Source organism: Parabacteroides sp. TM07-1AC, assembly GCF_003480915.1.
In the GTDB taxonomy this organism is placed as follows: domain Bacteria; phylum Bacteroidota; class Bacteroidia; order Bacteroidales; family Tannerellaceae; genus Parabacteroides; species Parabacteroides chongii.
Window position 1 is genome coordinate 272,015 of the sequence record NZ_QUKD01000006.1, and the last position, 20,480, is coordinate 292,494.

The following is a 20,480-nucleotide window of genomic DNA, read 5'->3' on the forward strand; positions in this document are numbered from 1 at the left end:
ATAAATAGTCTCCTCTTTTGGGTAATTAATTGACTGTTCTTAGCTAGGATTGTTAAATTACCATTATATTTGCATGTATAACAGGCGCGAAATAGATTATTCACCATGAAAAACTTAATCAAAATAATTATGTTGACAGTACCTCTTATCACGGGTTCATCATGTAAATTTACTCCGAAAGAACTTCATTCGGAACTGGCATTTAAAGCAGAAGCAACAACCGGCGAAGGCTCTATCTGGCATCCGGACAGGAATACGTTATTCTGGGTAGACATTGAAGGGCAGACGTTGTATGAATATTATCCGGATAAGCAGGATTGTAAAACATGGGAATTTGATCGCATGGTTTCGACTGTCGTGCCGGAGACAGACAGTACGGTTGTCGTTTCTCTTCAAGATGAGATTGTACGGGTGAATCTGAATGACGGAAGTCTGTCGTCGGTAGCTCCGATTCCCGACCATGAGGGGAAAGTCAGATGCAACGACGGCAAATGTGATCCGGCTGGCCGTTTGTGGATAGGGACAATGGGTTTTGGTGCTCCTAAAGGTGCAGGGACATTATACACAGTTGATTCTGACGGCACGGTGACGACCAAGTTGAAGGCGGTGACTATTTCTAACGGGATTGTTTGGTCGGCGAATAAAAAGTATATGTATTATAATGATACTCCGACCGGTAAGGTGGCTCGTTACCGGTATGATGAAAAGTCGGGAGAGATCCTGTTCGATGGTATTGCTGTCACATTGCCGGCGGGTTCGGGTGCTCCTGACGGAATGACAATCGATGGCAACGATAATTTATGGGTGGCTCAATGGGGCGGTTTTGGTGTGTACTGCTATTGCCCTTACACGGGTGAGCTACTGGCAAAAGTAGAAGTTCCGGCTCCTAACGTCGCTTCCTGTGCATTCGGGGGCAAGGATATGGATACGCTCTACATTACAACGGCACGGGCCGGACTTTCGAAGGAACAATTGGAAGAATACCCTCTTAGCGGCAGTCTTTTTGTTTGTAAACCCGGAACAAGCGGACCGAAGCCTTACAAATTTAAGTAACAGACAGAATAAGCAATCATTTAATCTGTTAGTAAACAAAATACAGGTTATAATTGTTTATTTTGCAGGAGGGAAGAGATTCTCTCATTAAATAACAAGATATATATGACGAAAAACAAATCCGGGAAGAAGGATAATAAAGAAAATAAACCGAAAAAGAATAAGGCAAAACGTATGAAGAAAGAAGCTATGCTTCATTCTGTGATGTCTGTCTTTCAATCCTCTCCCAAGGAACCATTTAACTATAAACAAATAAGCAAACTGATCGGCGTGGAAAGCCAGGTACAGAAACTACAGGTGGTAGACCTGCTGTATGATCTTTCGGCCGAGAACTTTATTACAGAAATAGACCGCGGACGTTATCGCTATAACGGTCTCGGTACGACTGCAATCGGAACATTCGGACGTCGGAGCAACGGGAAGAACTCGTTTATACCGGAAGACGGTGGTGCGCCGGTTTTCGTGGCAGAACGAAATTCCGGACATGCGATGGACGGAGACAAGGTGAAGGTGCAGTTGTTTGCTAAACGCAAGGGAGCTGAACCGGAAGCCGAAGTGATCGAGGTACTGGAAAGCCAGAAAAAGACATTTGTCGGTAAGTTGCAGGTGACGAAAGGCTTTGCCTTCCTGATCACCGAGAACAAGACACTTGCCAACGATATATTTATCCCGAAAGACAAACTGAAAGGCGGAAAGAACGGCGATAAGGCTATTGTCCGTATCGTGGAATGGCCCGATGAGGCAAAGAATCCGCTGGGTGAAGTAGTCGACATTTTGGGTGTAGCCGGTCAGAATACGGCAGAGATGCATGCGATACTGGCTGAGTTCGGTTTGCCGTATACCTATCCGGAAAATGTGGAGAAAGCGGCAAATAAAATATCCGATGCCATTCCTGAGGAAGAGATCGCCAAGCGTGAGGATTTCCGTCAGATTCTGACTTTCACCATCGACCCGAAAGATGCGAAGGACTTCGACGATGCCTTGTCTATCCGCCATTTGGATAACGGCTCTTGGGAAGTGGGCGTACATATTGCTGATGTAACGCATTATGTGAAACCGGAAAGCCTGATCGACCGTGAGGCGGAAAGCCGGGCGACATCCGTTTATCTGGTAGACCGTACCATCCCGATGTTGCCGGAACGCTTGTGTAATCAGATCTGTTCGTTGCGTCCGGATGAAGAGAAGTTATGTTTCTCTGCTATCTTTGAGCTGGACGATGAGGCGAATGTAAAGAAATCGCATATCGGACGTACCGTGATCAAGAGTGACCGCCGTTTTACGTATGAGGAGGCACAGCAGGTGATCGAGACGGGAGAAGGTGACTATAAAGATGAAATACTGGTATTGGACCGGTTGGCTAAAAAATTGCGGGAGAAACGTTTCCAAAACGGAGCCGTTAATTTCGACCGCTTCGAAGTTCGCTTCGAGATCGATGAGACCGGAAAGCCGATCAGCACCTATATTAAGGAATCGAAAGATGCCAACAAACTGATTGAAGAGTTTATGTTGCTGGCGAACCGTACGGTGGCTGAATTTGTCGGTAAAGTACCTAAAGGGAAGACGAAGAAGACCTTTGTTTACCGTATCCACGATCTGCCCGATCCGGACAAACTGGAGAACTTTGCCGCCTTTATCCGCCGTTTTGGTTATAAGATGAAAACGGAAGGAAGCAGTAAGATAGATATTTCACGCAATTTGAACCGTTTGCTAGACGAGGTGCATGATAAACCGGAAGAGAACCTGATCGAGACGTTAGCTATCCGTTCGATGCAGAAAGCCCGTTATACGACAGAGAATATTGGTCATTATGGTCTGGCATTTGAATATTATACGCATTTTACTTCTCCTATCCGTCGTTATCCGGATATGATGGTGCATCGTTTACTGGAGCGCTATCTGGATGGCGGACGTAGTGTGGTAAAAGCGAAGTACGAGGAGAAGTGTGACCATTGCTCGACGATGGAGCAGGTGGCGGCAAATGCCGAACGCGCTTCTATCAAATACAAGCAGGTCGAGTTCATGCAGGATAAACTGGGCATGGTGTTCGATGGCGTGATCTCCGGCGTTACGGAATGGGGGTTATACGTGGAGCTGAACGAGAATAAATGTGAAGGGCTTGTGCCTATCCGTGACCTCGGTGACGATTTCTACGACATGGATGAAGAAACATACAGCCTGATCGGTCGTCGCAAGAAACGTCGCTTCCGTCTGGGTGACCCGGTGACTGTGAAGATCGCAAATGCTAATCTGGAACGTAAGCAGCTGGACTTTATGTTGATGGAGTAAGAACCGGATAACTATAAAATAAAAGAGACAACTAATGTACTACGGATTAGTTGTCTCTTTTTTATTTGTAGGAAAGGTATTTTTGTTTCTTTTCGGAAATCTCACTAATATCTTCTATTACCAATAAATCAGACCAAGTACGCCGCATCCGATCAATGCCGATCCCAACAAGGCATAAAAGATACGTGCTCCTTTCCTGCCGAATTTGTTGACAAAGGTAGTTGCTCCGCTGGTTTCAAAATACCAGTCGAAATTAAAGATAGCGGCGATCAGAGAGAAGGCTCCCAGAGCGATAAAGATAGCTAACAGGAAATAATCGGTCGGTTCCATCGGTTATTTTACTTCTACGGTCCGTGAGCCGTCAGGATTTTCACTGATCGTTACATCCACCACATCGCCGGGAAGTAAATCTTCGATCTTTTCCGGCCATTCGATAAAGCAAAGGGCACCGCTGTAGAAATAATCTTCTGTACCGATGTCTTCTGCTTCGCTCAGTTTGTTGATGCGGTAGAAGTCGAAATGATAAATCAGTTCGCCGGTCGTATCACTACGGTATTCGTTGATGATAGCAAATGTCGGACTGTTGATAACATCTTCTACTCCTAACTCTTCGCAAATCGCTTTGATGAAAGTCGTTTTACCTGCTCCCATATTACCATGGAAAGCAAAAACGGTACGGTCATCCATTCCGGCAATGAACTCTTTGGCAGCCTGGCGGATGGTATCTAAATTCTCAATCTTGATAATACTCATGATGTCTGTTGATTATTGATCATTTGTAATCTACCTGCAAAGGTATATTAATTTTCAATTCTCAATTCTCAATTTTCAATTATTTTGGTATCATGGTGATAAACGGTACCATCATTTCCTCCATCGAAATCCCGCCATGCTGGAATGTATTCTTGTAATAAGAAACATAATAATTGTAGTTGTTCGGATAGGCGAAGAAGTCATCGTTCATCGCAAAAATGTATTTACTGCTCAGGTTGGGAGAGGGCAGGCCCACTTTTTCCGGGTCACGTATTTCCAGTACCTCCTTCGGGTTGTAATTCAAATTCTTACCGACTTTATAACGGAGATTTGTATTCGTGTTCCGGTCACCGATCACTTTGATCGGGTTGTCGACACGAATGGTCCCGTGGTCGGTGGTCACAATTACTTTATAACCTTTGTCGGAGATACGTTTGAACAGCTCCAAAGTGGTGGAATGCTGGAACCAGGAACGGGTCAGGCTGCGGTAAGCCGCTTCGCTCTGCGCCAGTTCACGGATCATTTTCATTTCCGTACGGGCATGCGACAACATATCCACGAAGTTGAGGACAACGACATTCAACTGGTTATGTGTCAGAGAAGAGATCATATTCAGTAGCTTTTCTCCGTATTGCGAATCGTGTACTTTGTTGTAAGAGAAGCTATATTTCTTACGGAAGCGGTCGATCTGTGTCTGGATCAAAGGTTCTTCGTTCAGGTTTTTGCCTTCCTCGCTTTCCTCGTCCACCCATAAATCCGGGAACATTTTCTCTATCTGCAAAGGCATCAGGCCGGAGAAGATGGAATTGCGTGCATATTGGGTAGCAGTAGGCAGAATACTGTAATATAATCCTTCATCGAAAGTGAAATATTCAGCCAGCAGGTCTTTTACCACGCGCCACTGGTCTAGACGGAAGTTATCGATCAGGATGAAAAAGACCTTCTCGTCGTTATCCAGCAACGGGAATACTTTTTTCTTGAACAGGTCCGGACTCATCAAAGGACGCTCGGCTGGGTTCTGTATCCAGTTTACGTAATTCTTTTTTACGAATTTGCCGAAAGCTTTATTCGCTTCTTCTTTCTGCATCCGGAGCATATCGGTCATTTGTACCTGGCTGCTTTCCAGTTCCAGTTCCCAGTAGACCAGTTTTTTGTATAGCTCCATCCAATCGTCGGTGGTTAGCGAATCGTTGATCTGCATGCCGATACGGTTGAATTCCTGCTGGTAGCCGACTGTCGTCGTTTCCGAAATAATCACATTTTTATGAACGTTCTTTTTGATGGAAAGAAGCAGTTGATTCGGGTTGACCGGCTTGATCAGGTAATCGGCAATCTTATTCCCGATAGCCTGGTTCATGATGCTCTCTTCCTCGCTTTTGGTAACCATGACGACCGGAACGTTGGGATTGATCTCTTTGATCTGTGCCAGTGTCTCCAAACCGGTCAGACCCGGCATGTTCTCGTCCAGGAATATGATATCGAACGATTGCTCCCGGCAACAGTCGATAGCATCCTGCCCGCTGATCACCGGAATCACTTCATACCCTTTATCCTGTAGAAACAAAATGTGAGGTTTCAACAAATCGATCTCATCATCTGCCCAAAGTACTCTGTCTTTCTTTACTGCCATATGTTTCCTAAATTATTTCTTACAAATTTAATCGGAATAGTTTACATAATAACGATGCTTGTTCCGGTTTTGTATATTGATCCCTGTTTTTTTACGGTCTTTTATATCCTTGTGTTTTATTTTGTAAATATCATGATAATAGGTGAATAATAATACTTATTATCCCTGATATTCTGATTACAATAACAAAATAACCTGTAAAAAGTTACAAATATCCCCTGTCTGTACAGACAAAAAATGATAAGTTTGTAAACCTGTTATCAGGGATAAAGGATATGAAACCGATTAGTCTATTACTGTTGTATGAATAGAACGCGATTTATATATATTATTGTTTGTTTACTCTGTACGGTTACTCTCGTACAAGGGGTAGAGAATAAAATCCTGTTTAACCGTCTGGATGTAAACAACGGGTTATCGTCTAATGAAGTGACCTGTATCTATAAAAACCGGAAAGGATTTATGTGGTTTGGTTCGAGTTCGGGACTGAGCCGTTTCGACGGCTATGAGTTCCGCGCCTTCCGGCATGAAGTGGACGGTGCGCTATTTTCGGAAGCTTATGTGACCCAGATCACGGAAACGGCAGACAGAAATCTGTGGATCTCTTATGAAGACGGAAAGGTTGGAGTCTATAATCCGGTTAAAAATATATTTCTGACATTGGAAGAGGCCCGGAAAGAATTGGGTTTGCCTGCTAATATATCAGGTGTCTTTCAAGGGAAAGACCTGCAATTGATTTTCAGTACTTCAGATAATCAATTGTATGCCTATGATTATTCTACCGGAAAAGCGGTTGTTTATCCGGTTGATCCGTCGGAAGGGCAGGTGTGCGATGTATATCAGAAGGGAGAGATATTGTATGTGATCCATACGTCCGGTGTGATCGAGATGATCGATTTGCAGCAGGGAAAGTCCATCTTGAAGAACGACCATCTGAAAAAGGCGTGTAAAGCCAGACGATTCATGCTGTTCGTAGATAGTGATAACGAGATCTGGGTTTATCCGGATCCGGAAAGTTATGGGGGATTGTACCGTTTCACTCCGCGGAATGGCAGGTGGAAACAATATAATACTTCTTCTCCTCTTCCCCTGAATTCTTCGCTGATACGGGGAGTGGAGGAAGATTCGGAAGGCGTGATCTGGATTGCTGCCGATCATGGTGGCCTGAATCTGCTGGACAAGAAGACGGAAACGATCCGTTACCTGAAGAATAATCCGTTCGACCTGCGGAGTATCAGTCAAAACAGTGTGATCAGTTTATATAAGGATGATACGGGAATTATCTGGACAGGTACTTACAAGAACGGTATTAACTATTATCATGAAAGTATCTTTAAGTTCCGTTCGCTCCGTTATCCGGTTATGGAGGCTGAGGATGCGGAGATCAATGACTGTAATTGCGTCCTGGAAGATCGTTCCGGGAATTTGTGGATCGGGACTAACGGGAACGGATTGTTATATTATAACCGGACAACCGGACAATACCGGAAGTATCGCCATGATCCGGCTGATCCGTCGAGTATCAGCAGTAACATTGTTGTTTGTCTGGAAAATGATGCCAGCGGTAATCTCTGGATCGGTACTTATGTCGGTGGACTGGATTGTTTTGACGGGAACCGTTTTAAACATTACCGTCCTCAGACCGACAGTTTGAAAGAGTTATCGAACAACAGTGTATACAGTCTTTATGCAGATGAGGTCGGCAATCTTTGGATCGGCACGCTGGGAGGAGGTATGGATTGTCTGGAGCTGAAGACGGGGGAATGGTCACATTTCCATTCGGGTGACCCGGAGAATCCATTGGGCTCCGATTATATTTATTCCATATCCAAAGGTAATAAGGATGAATTACTGATAGGTACCTCGTTGGGTGTGAATATGCTCGATACGAAAAGCGGGCGTGTATCTTCTTTTAAAGGGGAGATGAACAGGGGGAAAGTGTTCAATGATAAAGCGATCAATACAGTTTACCGGGATAGCCGTAATCTGTTGTGGATCGGCAGTAATAACGGACTGACCGTTTATGACCCTTCCCACGATAAACTATATCAACTGGATAAAACGAATGGTTTGCCTGACAACGATATTATGTCTATCCGGGAAGATGATACTTATGTTTTGTGGCTTGGGACGAAGAACGGTTTACTCCAGCTAACCCCACATTATAAGAAGGACGGAACATATCGGTTTAATTGTGTCACTTATTATGAGAATGAGGGTGTGCAAGGTCGTGTTTTTAACCGGAACAGTGTATGCCGCTCTGCTTCAGGAGAACTGATCTTCGGAGGAACGAACGGACTGACTGTTTTTAATCCTTCCCGGATAAAATATAATTTCTATCCTCCGGCAGTTGCCGTTACGGGTTTCCTGGTACAGAATGATCAGATTTTGCCCGGACAGCCATATAACGGGCGTATCATCCTGCAGGATGATATCAGCTATTGCAACGAGTTGTCGTTGCAATATGATGAACGTAGTTTTTCTTTGAATATCGCGGCTCTTAGCTATTTTCTTCCGGAGAAGAACCGCTTTTCGTATATAATGGAAGGCTTCGACAAAAAATGGGCTACCATCGATGCGGTAAACCGAAATATTACTTATACCAATCTTTCTCCCGGAACCTATACCTTTCTGTTGAAAGCAGAAAATAATGACGGTGTTTGGGGGCAGGAGCCGATAAAACTAAAGATAACGATCATGCCTCCTTTCTGGGCGACCAACTGGGCGATCTTTTTATATTGTATCCTGGCTGCCATTATCGTATTCGCCATTATCCGAGGTATCCTTCATATTCAAAAGCGAAAATTTGAGAAAGAGCAGGAACGGATACGGGCCAACCAGCTTCATGAGATGGATGAGATGAAATTACGCTTCTTCACCAATGTCAGCCATGAGTTTCGTACGCCTTTATCCCTGATCATTACACCGATAGAGAAGCTGATGAAGAGCGAAAGTAACCCGGAGAATCAGATGATACTGAAGTTGATCTACCAGAATGCGAACCAGTTGTTACGTTTGGTAAACCAGTTACTCGATTTCAGGAAGATCGATGTGCAGGGTGTCCAGTTACTTTTGTCCTCCGGAGATATCGTGTTGTTTGTCAGGAATATTACTTATTCATTTAAGGAACTGTCGGAGAAAAAGAATATTCGTTTTTCGTATACGACTTCCTTCCCTTCGTTGGTCATGAAATTCGATACGGATAAGGTTTTTAAGATCGTATCCAATTTATTAAGTAACGCTTTCAAGTTCACACCTGAAGGAGGGGAGATATCTGTTAACCTGAGCATGCAACAGGATGAGGAAGGAAAAAGCATGTTATTGATCCAGGTCATTGATACGGGAATAGGGATTGAAGAAGATAAATATGATCTGATCTTCAATCGCTTCTATCAGATACCGTCGGAAGATAAATCCGGAACGGTGGTTGGAACAGGCATCGGATTACATTTATGCCGTGAGTTTGTCAAGTTGCATAACGGAGCGATCTCCGTCAAAAGCCAGGTTGGAAAAGGAAGTACGTTTACGGTATCGCTTCCGATCGAACTTCCGGAGATACAGGAGATTATCTCTTCACCGGATAAATCGGATACGGCCGGAGTCGGGGAAAGGACAGGGATATCAGAAGAAAACGAAATATTCGGACAGACACAGCAAGAAAATACGGAGATGCGTACGGAGCCGAATAAACCGACTTTACTCATTGTCGATGATAATGCAGATTTCCGTGAATTCATGAAGTTGAGTTTGAGTGGCTTGTACCATGTATTTACGGCTGATGACGGTGAACAGGCCTGGAAAGTTATTCTGGCAGAACTTCCGGATATGGTAGTCAGTGATGTGATGATGCCGGTAACGGATGGGATCGTTTTGTGTAAACGAATCAAACAGGATATCCGTACATCTCATATTCCAGTAATTCTTTTGACGGCGAAATCGGCAGAAGAGAGTAAAATGACCGGTCTGGAAGCAGGAGCCGACGATTATATCGGCAAACCGTTCAATATGGATATGTTGATTCTGAAGATACAGCATCTGGTAGAAATGAAGAAACGGTTGCAGAAGCAGTTCATGCAATCATCGCAAACAGGTATTCAATTGGCCGATATCCCGATCAGTTCGATGGATGAGCAGCTGATGCGGAAAGCGATAGCCTATATCGAAGAACAAATAGCTAATCCGGAACTTTCTGTCGAGCGGTTGAGCCGGGAGATGGGGATGAGCCGTGTGAACTTTTATAAGAAAACACTTTCGATAACGGGTAAAACGCCGGTCGAACTGATTCGTGCAATCCGTATGAAACGGGCAGCGCAATTGCTGGAGAAAAGTCAGATGCGTATCAACGAGGTTGCCAGTGAGGTCGGTTTCAACGACATCAAATTATTCCGTAAATATTTCAAAGATGAATTCGGGACGTTGCCGTCCGACTACATGAAAAGAGAGTAACCATTAATATACAATTACCATGAAAGCCATTTCAATGACCATTACAGGATTTCTGATTCTTTTGTCAATGGGCAGCCAGGGAATTATTGCCCAATCGCTTCACCCTTCCGTTCCTGTGGAACACTATCGCTGGAAAAGTGTTCAGATCGTAGGCGGAGGATTTGTAGACGGGATTGTTTTTCATCCGAAGGAAAAAGATGTACGCTATTGCCGTACCGATATGGGTGGCGCCTATCGTTGGGATAAGGAAACGCAACAGTGGGTTTCTATGCTCGACTGGATCACTTATGACGATAACAATCTGGTCGGTGTGGAGAGTATTGCGGTCGATCCCAATGATCCTCAAACCGTTTATCTTTCATGCGGAACCTATACCCGTAGTACGAATGGTGCTGTCCTTTGTTCAAATGACGGAGGACGTACTTTTATCCGCACCGACATGCCTTTTACTATGGGAGGAAATGAAAATGGCCGTGGTAATGGCGAACGCATGATGGTAGACCCTTTGAATAGCGATATAATCTATCTGGGTACCCGTCTGGATGGTCTTTGGCGTTCAGCAGACCGGGGAAGAAGCTGGCAACAGGTCCGTTCGTTCCCGGATGTGGCGGAAGTTATTCCTGAGGGAGGTAATCCGTGGATGCAGGATCGTGGTTGCGGTATTAATTTAGTTTTGTTTGATCCATCGGGCGGCACAGCCGGTAAAGGTTGTTCGACTTTGTATATCGGTGTTTCACTGAAAGATCGTGATAATTTCTTTGTCAGCCATGATTATGGGGAAAGCTGGCAACCGCTTGCGGGACAGCCGGTACAATACCGTCCCACTCAGGCAGCCCTTTCAGAAGACGGCTATCTGTATATTACGTATGGCAGTAACCCCGGTCCGATGCGGATGAATGACGGGGCGGTCTGGAAATATGATCCTCGCACTGAAAAATGGCAGGATATTTCTCCGGTAAAGGCTGATCCGGATAAAGGGGCTGCTTTTGGATATGCCGCAGTGTCTGTCGACCGGCAGAATCCGAAGCATCTTATTGTCAGTACCTTCAACCGTCCGGTCGCCGGCTCGTATGCGGAAGATGATATTTACCGGACTACCGATGGCGGTAAAACCTGGAAACCAGTTTTTGCAGGAGGTGCCCGCTTCGATTATAGCAAAGCTCCTTATGTGGAGTTTACCCCATTACATTGGATGTTCGATATTGAAATAGACCCGTTTGATCCCGATCATGCCCTGTTTACAACCGGATATGGCGGTTGGGAGACATTCAATCTCGGCAATATGGATAAAAAAGAACCAACACAGTGGCAAGTGATGAGTACGGGGATAGAGGAAACTGTTCCTTTGGAATTATACAGCCCGAAACAGGGTGCGCAACTGATCAGTGCGATAGGTGACTATGGCGGCTTTACCCATTTGGATTTGGATCGTCCCGTTCCGTCTGGTAGCCATGCCGATCCCTATTATTCCAATACGACCGATATTACTGGGGCAGAAGATCAACCGGATCTGGTTGTCCGTGTGGGGACTGTTTCGCATCATCACCCTGAAGGCAAGCCGTTAGCCTATTCGATGGATGGGGGAAAGAGTTGGCTGGAGCCGGTTTCCCTGCCTCAGGAAAAAGCTCAAAATGGACATGTCGCTGTTTCTTCTGACGGACGAACCTGGATATGGACACCCGACCGCATGCCTGTCTATTATACGAATGACCGGGGGGTAACCTGGTCGACTGCAGAGGGAATCCTTGAGAATCTCCGTGTGATTGCCGACCGTGTCAATCCGAAACATTTTTACGCTCTCGATCTTTCTGCTGCTGTTTTATATGAAAGTATGGATGGCGGTGTCAGTTTCCGGTCCCACCCATTGCCTTTTGCCCCATTCGACAGTAAGGCACGCAATGCCCGTGGTGATCGCCGGGGAGGACAGGACCGTGTGTATGCTACGCCGGGAAAGGAAGGCGACTTATGGATTGCCGCTTTTGACGGCCTATATCATGGTCTTTCCGGAGAAGCATTCGTACCCCTGGATAAGGTGCGTCGCATCTACGCTTTCGGTTTTGGAAAAGCCGCGCCCGGTTCGGATTATCCGTCGTTATATCTGGCAGGGATCGTGAACGGGGTATCCGGCTTTTTCCGTTCCGATGATGCGGCCCACAGCTGGGTACGTATCAATGATGATGACCACCAATACGGATTGGTGCTGCACATCTCCGGAGATCCGAAAAGATATGGGAGAGTATACGTCGGTTCGCATGGGCGCGGAATTGTTTATGCCGACCCTTATTAGCTATATATCAGATCGATAAATCTATGTGTTTTTCCACTAATGATGGAGGTAAAAACAGGGGAATGAACAAAATTCCCCCATAAAAAACACAATTTATCCCTCTTCATTTACCGTTTTACCCGCATCGTGAAACATTATTTCCTTCGTGTTAGAGGTACATGAACTAATTTTGTTTCAGTTAAAAATTTATTTTTTACTTTAAATCAATTCAGTATGAATAAACACGTTAAAATTTTGTTGACGCTGAAGTCTTTGGGATTTGCATTCTTATTTAGTACCGGTCTTGTTGCCCATGCGGCAGTAGATAACGGTGATGTGAATCCGGCAAGCACAACTGCTATGCAGCAGTCGAAAAAAATCTCTGGTATCATTACAGATGAGAAGGGCGAACCAATTATCGGGGCGAACATTGCTGTAGTCGGTACAACGATCGGTATAATCAGTGATATGGATGGCAAGTATGAACTGGAAGTTCCGGAAGGCGCTGAGGTGAAAGTCTCCTATATCGGTTATAATCCTCAAAGTTTTAAAGTAACCCAGAAGACTTCTTATAATATAGTATTAAAAGAAGACTCCGAGATGATCGACGAAGTAGTCGTTGTCGGTTACGGTACGATCAAGAAAAGCGACATTTCCGGTTCCGTTGTTTCGGTCGACAAGGAACAGATGATGAAACGTAATCCGCTGAACCTCGCGCAAGGGTTGCAGGGCTCTGCCGCCGGTGTGATGGTTTCCAAGAACTCGGGTGACCCGGAAGGGACGGCGACAATCCGTATCCGTGGTGTCGCGACGGTGAACGGCTCGGCCGATCCGTTGTATGTAGTCGACGGAGTACAGGTCGGCAGTAATGCCAATTTTGTAAACCCTGCCGATGTGGAAAGTATCGAAGTTCTGAAAGACGCTTCCGCCACCGCTATCTACGGTGCCCGTGGTGCGAACGGTGTCGTTATGATCACGACGAAGAAAGGGGTGAAAGGGGCAACCCAGCTCAACTTCTCTGCAAACTTCGGTATCCAGAACATGACCGGTAAGCTGGACGTAGCCGATGCCGACCTTTTTGCCTACTCTGTTCGCCAGGGACGTGCCAACGATGCCGCCTCTATCCAGAACAAAGCCTTTGGTGCAGACTATGCAGGCCGCCTGCGCACCATCGACTGGCAAGACGTTATGACCCGTACCGCTTTGCAGCAGAATTACATGCTATCCGTTTCCGGTGGCAACGATAAGACACAATCGACTTTCTCGGTCGGTTACCTGAATAACGACGGCGTGATACTGGATTCCAACTTCTCCCGTCTGACGGCCCGTGCCAATGTAACTCACAAGGTAAAAGACTTTATCGAAGTAGGCGGTAACGTCGCTTTCGTTCATTCTGAAAAGGTGGGAGGCGGAAACCTCCGCAGCTATGCGACATTGACTCCGACTATGGATTATGTGGATGAAACCACCGGCCAGTTCATCAGCAACGACTGGTGCGCCAATGCAGACGGAACTTACAACGCTTTCATGCAGATCAGCGGTGAAGGCGATATCCAGAAAGGTCAGGATAACCCCTATGCCGCCAAGATGGAAGAAGATAAGACCCCTACCTATGAAAACAAATTTGTCGGCAGTGCCTATCTGAACCTGAATCTGTTCAAGGGATTACAATTCCGTACGATCGGCTCCTATACGCTTTCGACAGTAGACGGAAGCGGTTTCAATGTCGTCAATCCGCGAAGCATCACCGCAGCACAGACCAACTCCTTCTGGATGAACCAGTCGCAGGATAATAATATCGAGATCGAAAGCTATTTCACCTATAACTGGAAGAACGATATCCATAACCTGACGGTCATGGCGGGGAATTCGGTCACCAATTACTGGGGCCATTGGGTCTCTTCCAATGCAAGCAATTTCCTGGCAGACACTTATCGCCAGATGTCGTTGACCAGTGACCAGACTTCACGCATCGGCGACGGCGGTTATAATCTGAAGACGCGTTACATCTCCTGGTACGGCCGTGCCATGTACACTTTGATGGACCGTTATATCGTTACTGCTACCGTACGTCGTGACGGCTCTTCCAACTTCGGTTCGGGCAACCGTTGGGGGACTTTCCCCTCAGCTGCTTTTGCATGGCGTTTGTCGGAAGAAGATTTTATTAAGAACCTGGATCTGTTCAGCAACATGAAGCTACGTTTCGGTTGGGGACAAACCGGTAATGCAGGCAGTGCGACCAGCCTTTCCGTTGCCCAACTCTCTTCCAACCGCATTGCTTACGACTGGGGACAGTTAGGCGGTTCATCTTCCAACTATAACAAGGTAGTCGGCTTCGCTCAACTGAAAGAAATCGACACTAACCTGAAATGGGAAACGAATACACAGACAAATATCGGTCTCGACCTGGGTCTGCTTAACAACGACCTGAACATTACGATGGATTATTTCATCCGTGACTCCAAAGACCTTCTGCTTTACCGCAACATGCGCCCGTCTACCGGACACGGACAGGTTTATACCAACGCCGGACATATCCAGAACAAAGGATTCGAGTTCAGTGTGTCCTATAACAAACGTTTCGGCGACTGGAACCTCGGTGCTACACTGACCGGCTCTACGTTGAAGAACAAAGTAATCGAAGTGGGCGACCCTATCTACAACAACCTCGATGCGAACGGCGATTTGATCACCGACGACGGCGATAACTGGACCAACCACTCCGTAACGATGGAAGGTCACGCAGTAGGTTCCTATTACGGTTATGTAGTGGAAGGTATCTTCCAGAACCAGGCCGAAGTAGATGCTGCGAATGCCCTGGCAAAGGAGAACGGATACGACGCTTACCAGGTAAATGCTACCACTGTGGGCGATTTTAAATACAAAGACCTGAACGGCGATGGCCATATCGATGGTGACGACCAGAAAGTATTGGGGAACGGTTTCCCGAAGCTGAACTATGGCCTCACCCTGAATGCCAGTTGGAAGAACTGGGACGCCATGATCTACATGTACGGTGTTGCCGGTATGAAAATCAATTCATATGCAGCTATGAAAATGACGCAGTTGTATAAGACCGGTGGCGGTATCCAAAATACGTTGAAGGAATATATCAACAATGCCTGGAGCGAAACGAACACGAATACGATGTATCCGCGTATGACGATCAACGATAACAACACAAACATGAAAGCTTCCGATGCCTACGTGAAGAAAGGTGATTTCCTGAAAATAGCGAACATCCAGATCGGTTATACCTTCCCGAAACGTTGGTTGCAGCCGCTTCGCATGGACAATGCACGCATCTTCGCCTCTGTAGAGAACCTCGCATGCTTCTCCGGCTATAATAAATTCGGCGATCCGGAAGTCGGCAATGCAGCAGTCCTGCAAACCGGTTTCGACGGTGGCCGTTACCCCTATCCGCGTACATTCACATTTGGTTTGAGCGTACAATTCTAATTGTTTAATCTTATAATTCGAGTCTTATGAAAAAAATAGTTATATCTGCCTTATCGTTACTCCTTTTGCTTACGACAAACAGCTGTAAGGATTATCTGGAAGTAGACCATTACGATATTTTGCCGGGCGACTTCATGTTTCAAAGTGAAGACAATGTGGAAGGTGGCCTGATCGGTTGTTACGATACCTTCTATCCCTCCAAAGAAGACAACGAGGCCGGTGCCGACGGTTCCATGTGGGGCTTTAAGCCACAATATATGCTGTCGAACCATCCGACCCTCGACACACAGGCAAGCGGTTGGGATAAAGCCTATTGTACGGAAGACTGGACCTCTTCCAGTTCCGAGTTCCTCTCTTTATGGGTAGGCTGTTATAAGGCGATTTCCCGTTGTAACACCTTGCTCGACGGCCTGGAAAGTATGGACAACGATCTTTTCAGCGAAGGCGAAGCCGGCAAGAAGAAGATCGAAGCGCAGGCACGTGCTATCCGTGCTTACAACTACCTGGCTCTGGCGAAAAACTTCGGACGTGTGCCCATGCTGATGGCTGGCGAGACGTATGTAAATACACCTTCCAAGCCGCGCCCGGATACGGAAGATGAAACATGGCAGGTGATTATCGACGACCTCGCATTTGGTGCTTCCGTTCTCGACTGGACACCGATCAATGGCGAATACGGACGTATAACAAAAGGTTTCTGTTTAGGTTATCAGGCCGAGGCCCTGATGTATCAGGAAAAATATGCCGAAGCTAAGACTTTGCTGAAAGAAATAATCGACAGCAACACCTATTCACTGGTTCCATGCTTCAGTTATTTGTATGATCCTGAAAAAGCATGGCAAACAGAAGACGTCTTTGCCACAGTGATGTGGACAGACAATGGTAATAACATGTCGGGTGTGCAAGGGTGGTCGCCAACGGAAGATCATTATATGACAGCATGCTATTGTGCCGCTTCGATGGAGTATAACGGTTGGGGTTCCTTATTTGTTTCCTGGGAATGTTACAACTCGTTTGAGGATGGCGACCGCCGCCGTGCTGCCTCTATGGTGGCTTTGGGAGAAACAAACCCCTGGACAGGGCAAACGATCGGTGCAAACGGTGCCCCGAATGTGAAGACTGGTTCCGAATATATGCCGAATATCTCCAGTTTGAAATACTGGCGCGCCAACTGCGACTATTGGACGACGATCAACCAGCCGTTTACCATGCACCTGCTGCGTTATGCCGCCATCTTGCTGAATTATGCAGAATGTAGCTTCCAGACCGGCGATGAAACAAGTGGCTGGGATGCGATCCGCCAGATACGCGAACGTGCCTGGGGCAACCATGAGGTCAGTCTGAGCGATGCCGAATATCCGATTCCGATGCAGACTGAAACAGTGGCAGTGCCTGACGCTAAAACCTATTACACGAAATACAAAGCGGAAAAAGGTTACTCTTCCGAAACCTGGATGGTTGCCGTCAATATGGAACGTCGCCATGAGTTCAATGCGGAATTTAGCCTGTTTTATGATTTGAAGCGTACCGGAATGATCGAGGAGTTTATCAACCTGGAATATCCGAAGGGAGTAGGTACTGCTCCGGGATCGGATGCTGCTTATCAGGACTGGCGTACTTATCGTACATTCGATTATAACAAGGATAAGATGCTTTATCCGATTCCTTATCAGGAAATCTTAACGAATGCGGAGATCGGACCGGAAGATCAGAATCCAGGTTATTGATTGTAAGTGTTTATTGTAGTTTGGTAGTAACTCTTCCCTTTGGAGAGGAGGCAGGGGTGTTAAAGTCTGTTGTAGGAAAGACCTATAACACCCCCTCTATTTCCTTTTGCGGAGGAAAAACGTTACTATCAAAATGACATTGCCCTATCGGGTAAATCAGATTACTATACCATGTATTTCAGATTACCTCACCGGGTAATATTTTTTAACGTATCAAAAAGACGGTAAAATAACTTGTTGCATTTCATTATGCTATTTGGGATTGATAGGTCTTTATTAAATCTTATTCACATGAAACGAACACTTATCGGCATATATTTACTGGCTTCTGTCTTCTCCTTGACGGCTCAGGAGTTCAAGCTCAATTCATCCGGATACTTCAACAACGGGGGAGTAGATGTAATGTCGTTCAACGATTTCTATCCCGAAGGCCATCAGGGGGGCGTCAGCCTTATCATGCATGGTAACCGGATCGCTACCAACGGTGATATCCGTCTCGAAGCAACACCGGGACAATGGCAGCCGGTGCCAAAACAACTGGATCGCATTGTAGATAATACTTCCAACACGATCATCACGCGACTTTCCTATCCCGATTCTTCCCGTCATATGACAGGTTTTAATCCGATGATCTACCCTGACCTCCAATTCAATTATACGGTCCGTGTAGAAGGGAAAGGCGGGAATATCGTAGTGACAGTCGACCTCGACCGACCTATCCCGGCAGACTTCGCAGGTAAGGTCGGTTTTAATCTCGAACTTTTTCCGGGCGATCTTTTCGGCAAACCTTGGATCATGGATGAACAGGACGGTATTTTTCCACAACAGCCTAACGGACCTACTTTAAATGTACGTTCCAATCATCAGCATACAGGTAATTACTGTTCTTTTACGAAAGAAAGCGGCCTCTTGGCTGACCGGAAACAGCTGGCGGGAGACGGTTCATCTTATAATCCCATCGTCGCCGACGATCTGATAGCCGAACCTTATGCGGTTGGACATTGTTACACCGTTCGCCCTGACGACGCTTACAACAAATTTACCATCTTATCGGAAAACACAGAATTAAAATTATACGACGGACGTATGAACCATAATAACGGTTGGTTTGTCGTCCGCAGCGAAATCCCCGCCGGAGTGACGAAAGGCGCTGTCTGCTGGACTATCACTCCGAATGTAGTAAAAGATTGGCTGTATACGCCTGTTATCCAGACTTCACAGGTCGGTTATCACCCGGCGCAGCCGAAAGAAGCGATAATCGAGTTGGATAGCCGCGATAGCGCACGTCCTGAAGCTATATTATACCGTCTTACGGCAAAAGGAGAGGAGAAAATCCATGCCGTAGCCCCACAGCCGTGGGGAAACTTCCTGCGTTACAACTATCTTAAATTTGATTTCACGGACGTGAAGGAGGAAGGACTTTACCGGATTCGTTACGGAAACTCGGTCTCTTCTGTTTTTCGCATCGCCCGGAATATCTATGAACGGGGCGTATGGCAGCCGGTCCTGGAATATTTTCTTCCGGTACAAATGTGCCACATGCGGGTGAACGAAAAATATCGGGTATGGCACGACTATTGTCATTTGGACGATGCCCGTATGGCTCCCGCCCTGAATCATATCGACGGATATACGCAGAATGCTTCTACTTTGACAAAGTATGCCCCGGGGGATATCGTTCCGGGATTAAATATCGGCGGATGGCATGACGCGGGTGATTTCGACCTGCGCGTAGAATCGCAAGCCGGTGAATCTTATATCCTGGCATTGGCTTATGAGGCTTTTTGCGAGGATTATGATGTCACCTCCATCGATCATCATAACCGGATCACCGAGATCCATCAGCCGGATGGTAAACCGGACCTGTTACAACAGGTCGAGAATGGTGCCTTAACCGTAGTGGGAGGCTATCGTGCTCTGGGCCGCCTGTATCGTGGAATTATTTGCAACGACCTGCGCCAGTATGTCATGCTGGGCGATGCCGGTGCCATGACCGACAATGTGATCGGTAATGCCGACGACCGCTGGGTATTCACCGAAGATAACCCTTCCCGCGAATTAAGCACTGCCGCCGCCCTGGCTACCGTCTCCCGTGTGTTGAAAGGCTTCAACGATACCCTGAGCGTACAATCTTTGCAGGCCGCCCGCGAATTGTTTGATCGGACTCGTGTGACCGATCGTTCGGAAATAAATAAGTTACAGGCTGCCGTAGAACTTTATCTGGCAACTCACGAGGATGGATACAAAAAATATATCCTCGGCCAACAGAAACTGATCGTTGATAACATCGCCCGTACAGGCTGGTTTATCGGACGCGCCGATCAGGCCATCAAGGATAAAAAATTTACAGAGAACATACGCAAGGCACTCGCCGCTTTCCGCCGCGAACTGGAAGAACAGAAAAAGGAAACCCCGTATGGCGTCCCTTATAAGCCGAGCATTTGGGGAGCAGGCTGGGATATCCAGTCGTTCGGCTATCAACAGTATTTTCTCGTGCAGGCTTACCCTGACCTGTTCGGGCCGGAGTTGCTTTACAGCGCGCTCAACTTCGTGCTGGGCTGTCATCCGGGTAGCAATACCGCCTCCTTCGCTTCGGGGGTGGGAGCCAATTCGGCAACGGTAGCCTATGGCTTGAACCGTGCAGATTGGTCTTATATCCCCGGTGGTGTGATCTCCGGGACTGCCATGATCCGTCCGGATTTCCCCGAACTGCTGACTTTCCCATTCCTCTGGCAACAGACAGAATATGTGATGGGAGGAGGTTCCTCGCACTATATGTTCCTGGTACTCGCCGTCCGTCAATTATTGGAAAGCAAATAAAGGCTTACAAACAGATACCAACATATAAAAGAATACATAT

General features: G+C 46.5%; 10 protein-coding genes. 7 read left to right on the forward strand and 3 right to left on the reverse strand.

Going from position 1 to position 20,480, the window contains the following annotated elements:
* The first annotated feature begins 129 nt into the window (after positions 1 to 129).
* Positions 130 to 1,053, forward strand: coding sequence for an SMP-30/gluconolactonase/LRE family protein (locus DXD68_RS14245; RefSeq protein WP_122362227.1), 924 nt, complete (start codon positions 130 to 132; stop codon positions 1,051 to 1,053).
* A 105-nt stretch (positions 1,054 to 1,158) separates the two neighbouring features.
* Positions 1,159 to 3,339: a ribonuclease R gene (gene rnr, locus DXD68_RS14250; RefSeq protein ID WP_122362228.1), complete on the forward strand. Its 2,181-nt coding sequence runs from the start codon at positions 1,159 to 1,161 to the stop codon at positions 3,337 to 3,339.
* Between the two features lie 117 nt (positions 3,340 to 3,456).
* Here rnr and DXD68_RS14255 read toward each other — a convergent pair whose 3' ends face one another.
* From DXD68_RS14255 to DXD68_RS14265, 3 genes are all read right to left on the reverse strand, one after another.
* Positions 3,457 to 3,669, reverse strand: a complete 213-nt coding sequence (locus tag DXD68_RS14255) for an immunity 17 family protein (protein WP_122362229.1) — start codon at positions 3,667 to 3,669, stop codon at positions 3,457 to 3,459.
* Positions 3,670 to 3,672: 3 nt separating this feature from the next.
* Positions 3,673 to 4,092, reverse strand: coding sequence for a tRNA (adenosine(37)-N6)-threonylcarbamoyltransferase complex ATPase subunit type 1 TsaE (gene tsaE, locus DXD68_RS14260; protein ID WP_122353169.1), 420 nt, complete (start codon positions 4,090 to 4,092; stop codon positions 3,673 to 3,675).
* Between the two features lie 79 nt (positions 4,093 to 4,171).
* On the reverse strand, positions 4,172 to 5,722 hold the full coding sequence (locus DXD68_RS14265; RefSeq protein ID WP_122362230.1) for a PglZ domain-containing protein: 1,551 nt from the start codon (positions 5,720 to 5,722) through the stop codon (positions 4,172 to 4,174).
* Positions 5,723 to 6,025: 303 nt separating this feature from the next.
* On the opposite strand from DXD68_RS14265, the gene DXD68_RS14270 reads away from it, so the two are divergent.
* The 5 genes from DXD68_RS14270 (at position 6,026) to DXD68_RS14290 (ending at position 20,440) form a co-directional block, all read left to right on the forward strand.
* On the forward strand, positions 6,026 to 10,168 hold the full coding sequence (locus DXD68_RS14270; protein ID WP_122362231.1) for a hybrid sensor histidine kinase/response regulator transcription factor: 4,143 nt from the start codon (positions 6,026 to 6,028) through the stop codon (positions 10,166 to 10,168).
* Between the two features lie 19 nt (positions 10,169 to 10,187).
* On the forward strand, positions 10,188 to 12,455 hold the full coding sequence (locus tag DXD68_RS14275) for an exo-alpha-sialidase (protein ID WP_233577155.1): 2,268 nt from the start codon (positions 10,188 to 10,190) through the stop codon (positions 12,453 to 12,455).
* Between the two features lie 213 nt (positions 12,456 to 12,668).
* Positions 12,669 to 15,893, forward strand: a complete 3,225-nt coding sequence (locus DXD68_RS14280) for a SusC/RagA family TonB-linked outer membrane protein (protein WP_233577156.1) — start codon at positions 12,669 to 12,671, stop codon at positions 15,891 to 15,893.
* Positions 15,894 to 15,919: 26 nt separating this feature from the next.
* Positions 15,920 to 17,620 (forward strand): RagB/SusD family nutrient uptake outer membrane protein, encoded by a 1,701-nt coding sequence (locus tag DXD68_RS14285; protein ID WP_122362232.1) that lies wholly within the window; start codon positions 15,920 to 15,922, stop codon positions 17,618 to 17,620.
* Positions 17,621 to 17,911: 291 nt separating this feature from the next.
* Positions 17,912 to 20,440 carry a glycoside hydrolase family 9 protein gene (locus tag DXD68_RS14290; RefSeq protein ID WP_122362233.1) on the forward strand — a complete coding sequence of 843 codons (2,529 nt, stop codon included), beginning with the start codon at positions 17,912 to 17,914 and terminating at the stop codon, positions 20,438 to 20,440.
* The last annotated feature ends 40 nt before the right edge of the window (positions 20,441 to 20,480 follow it).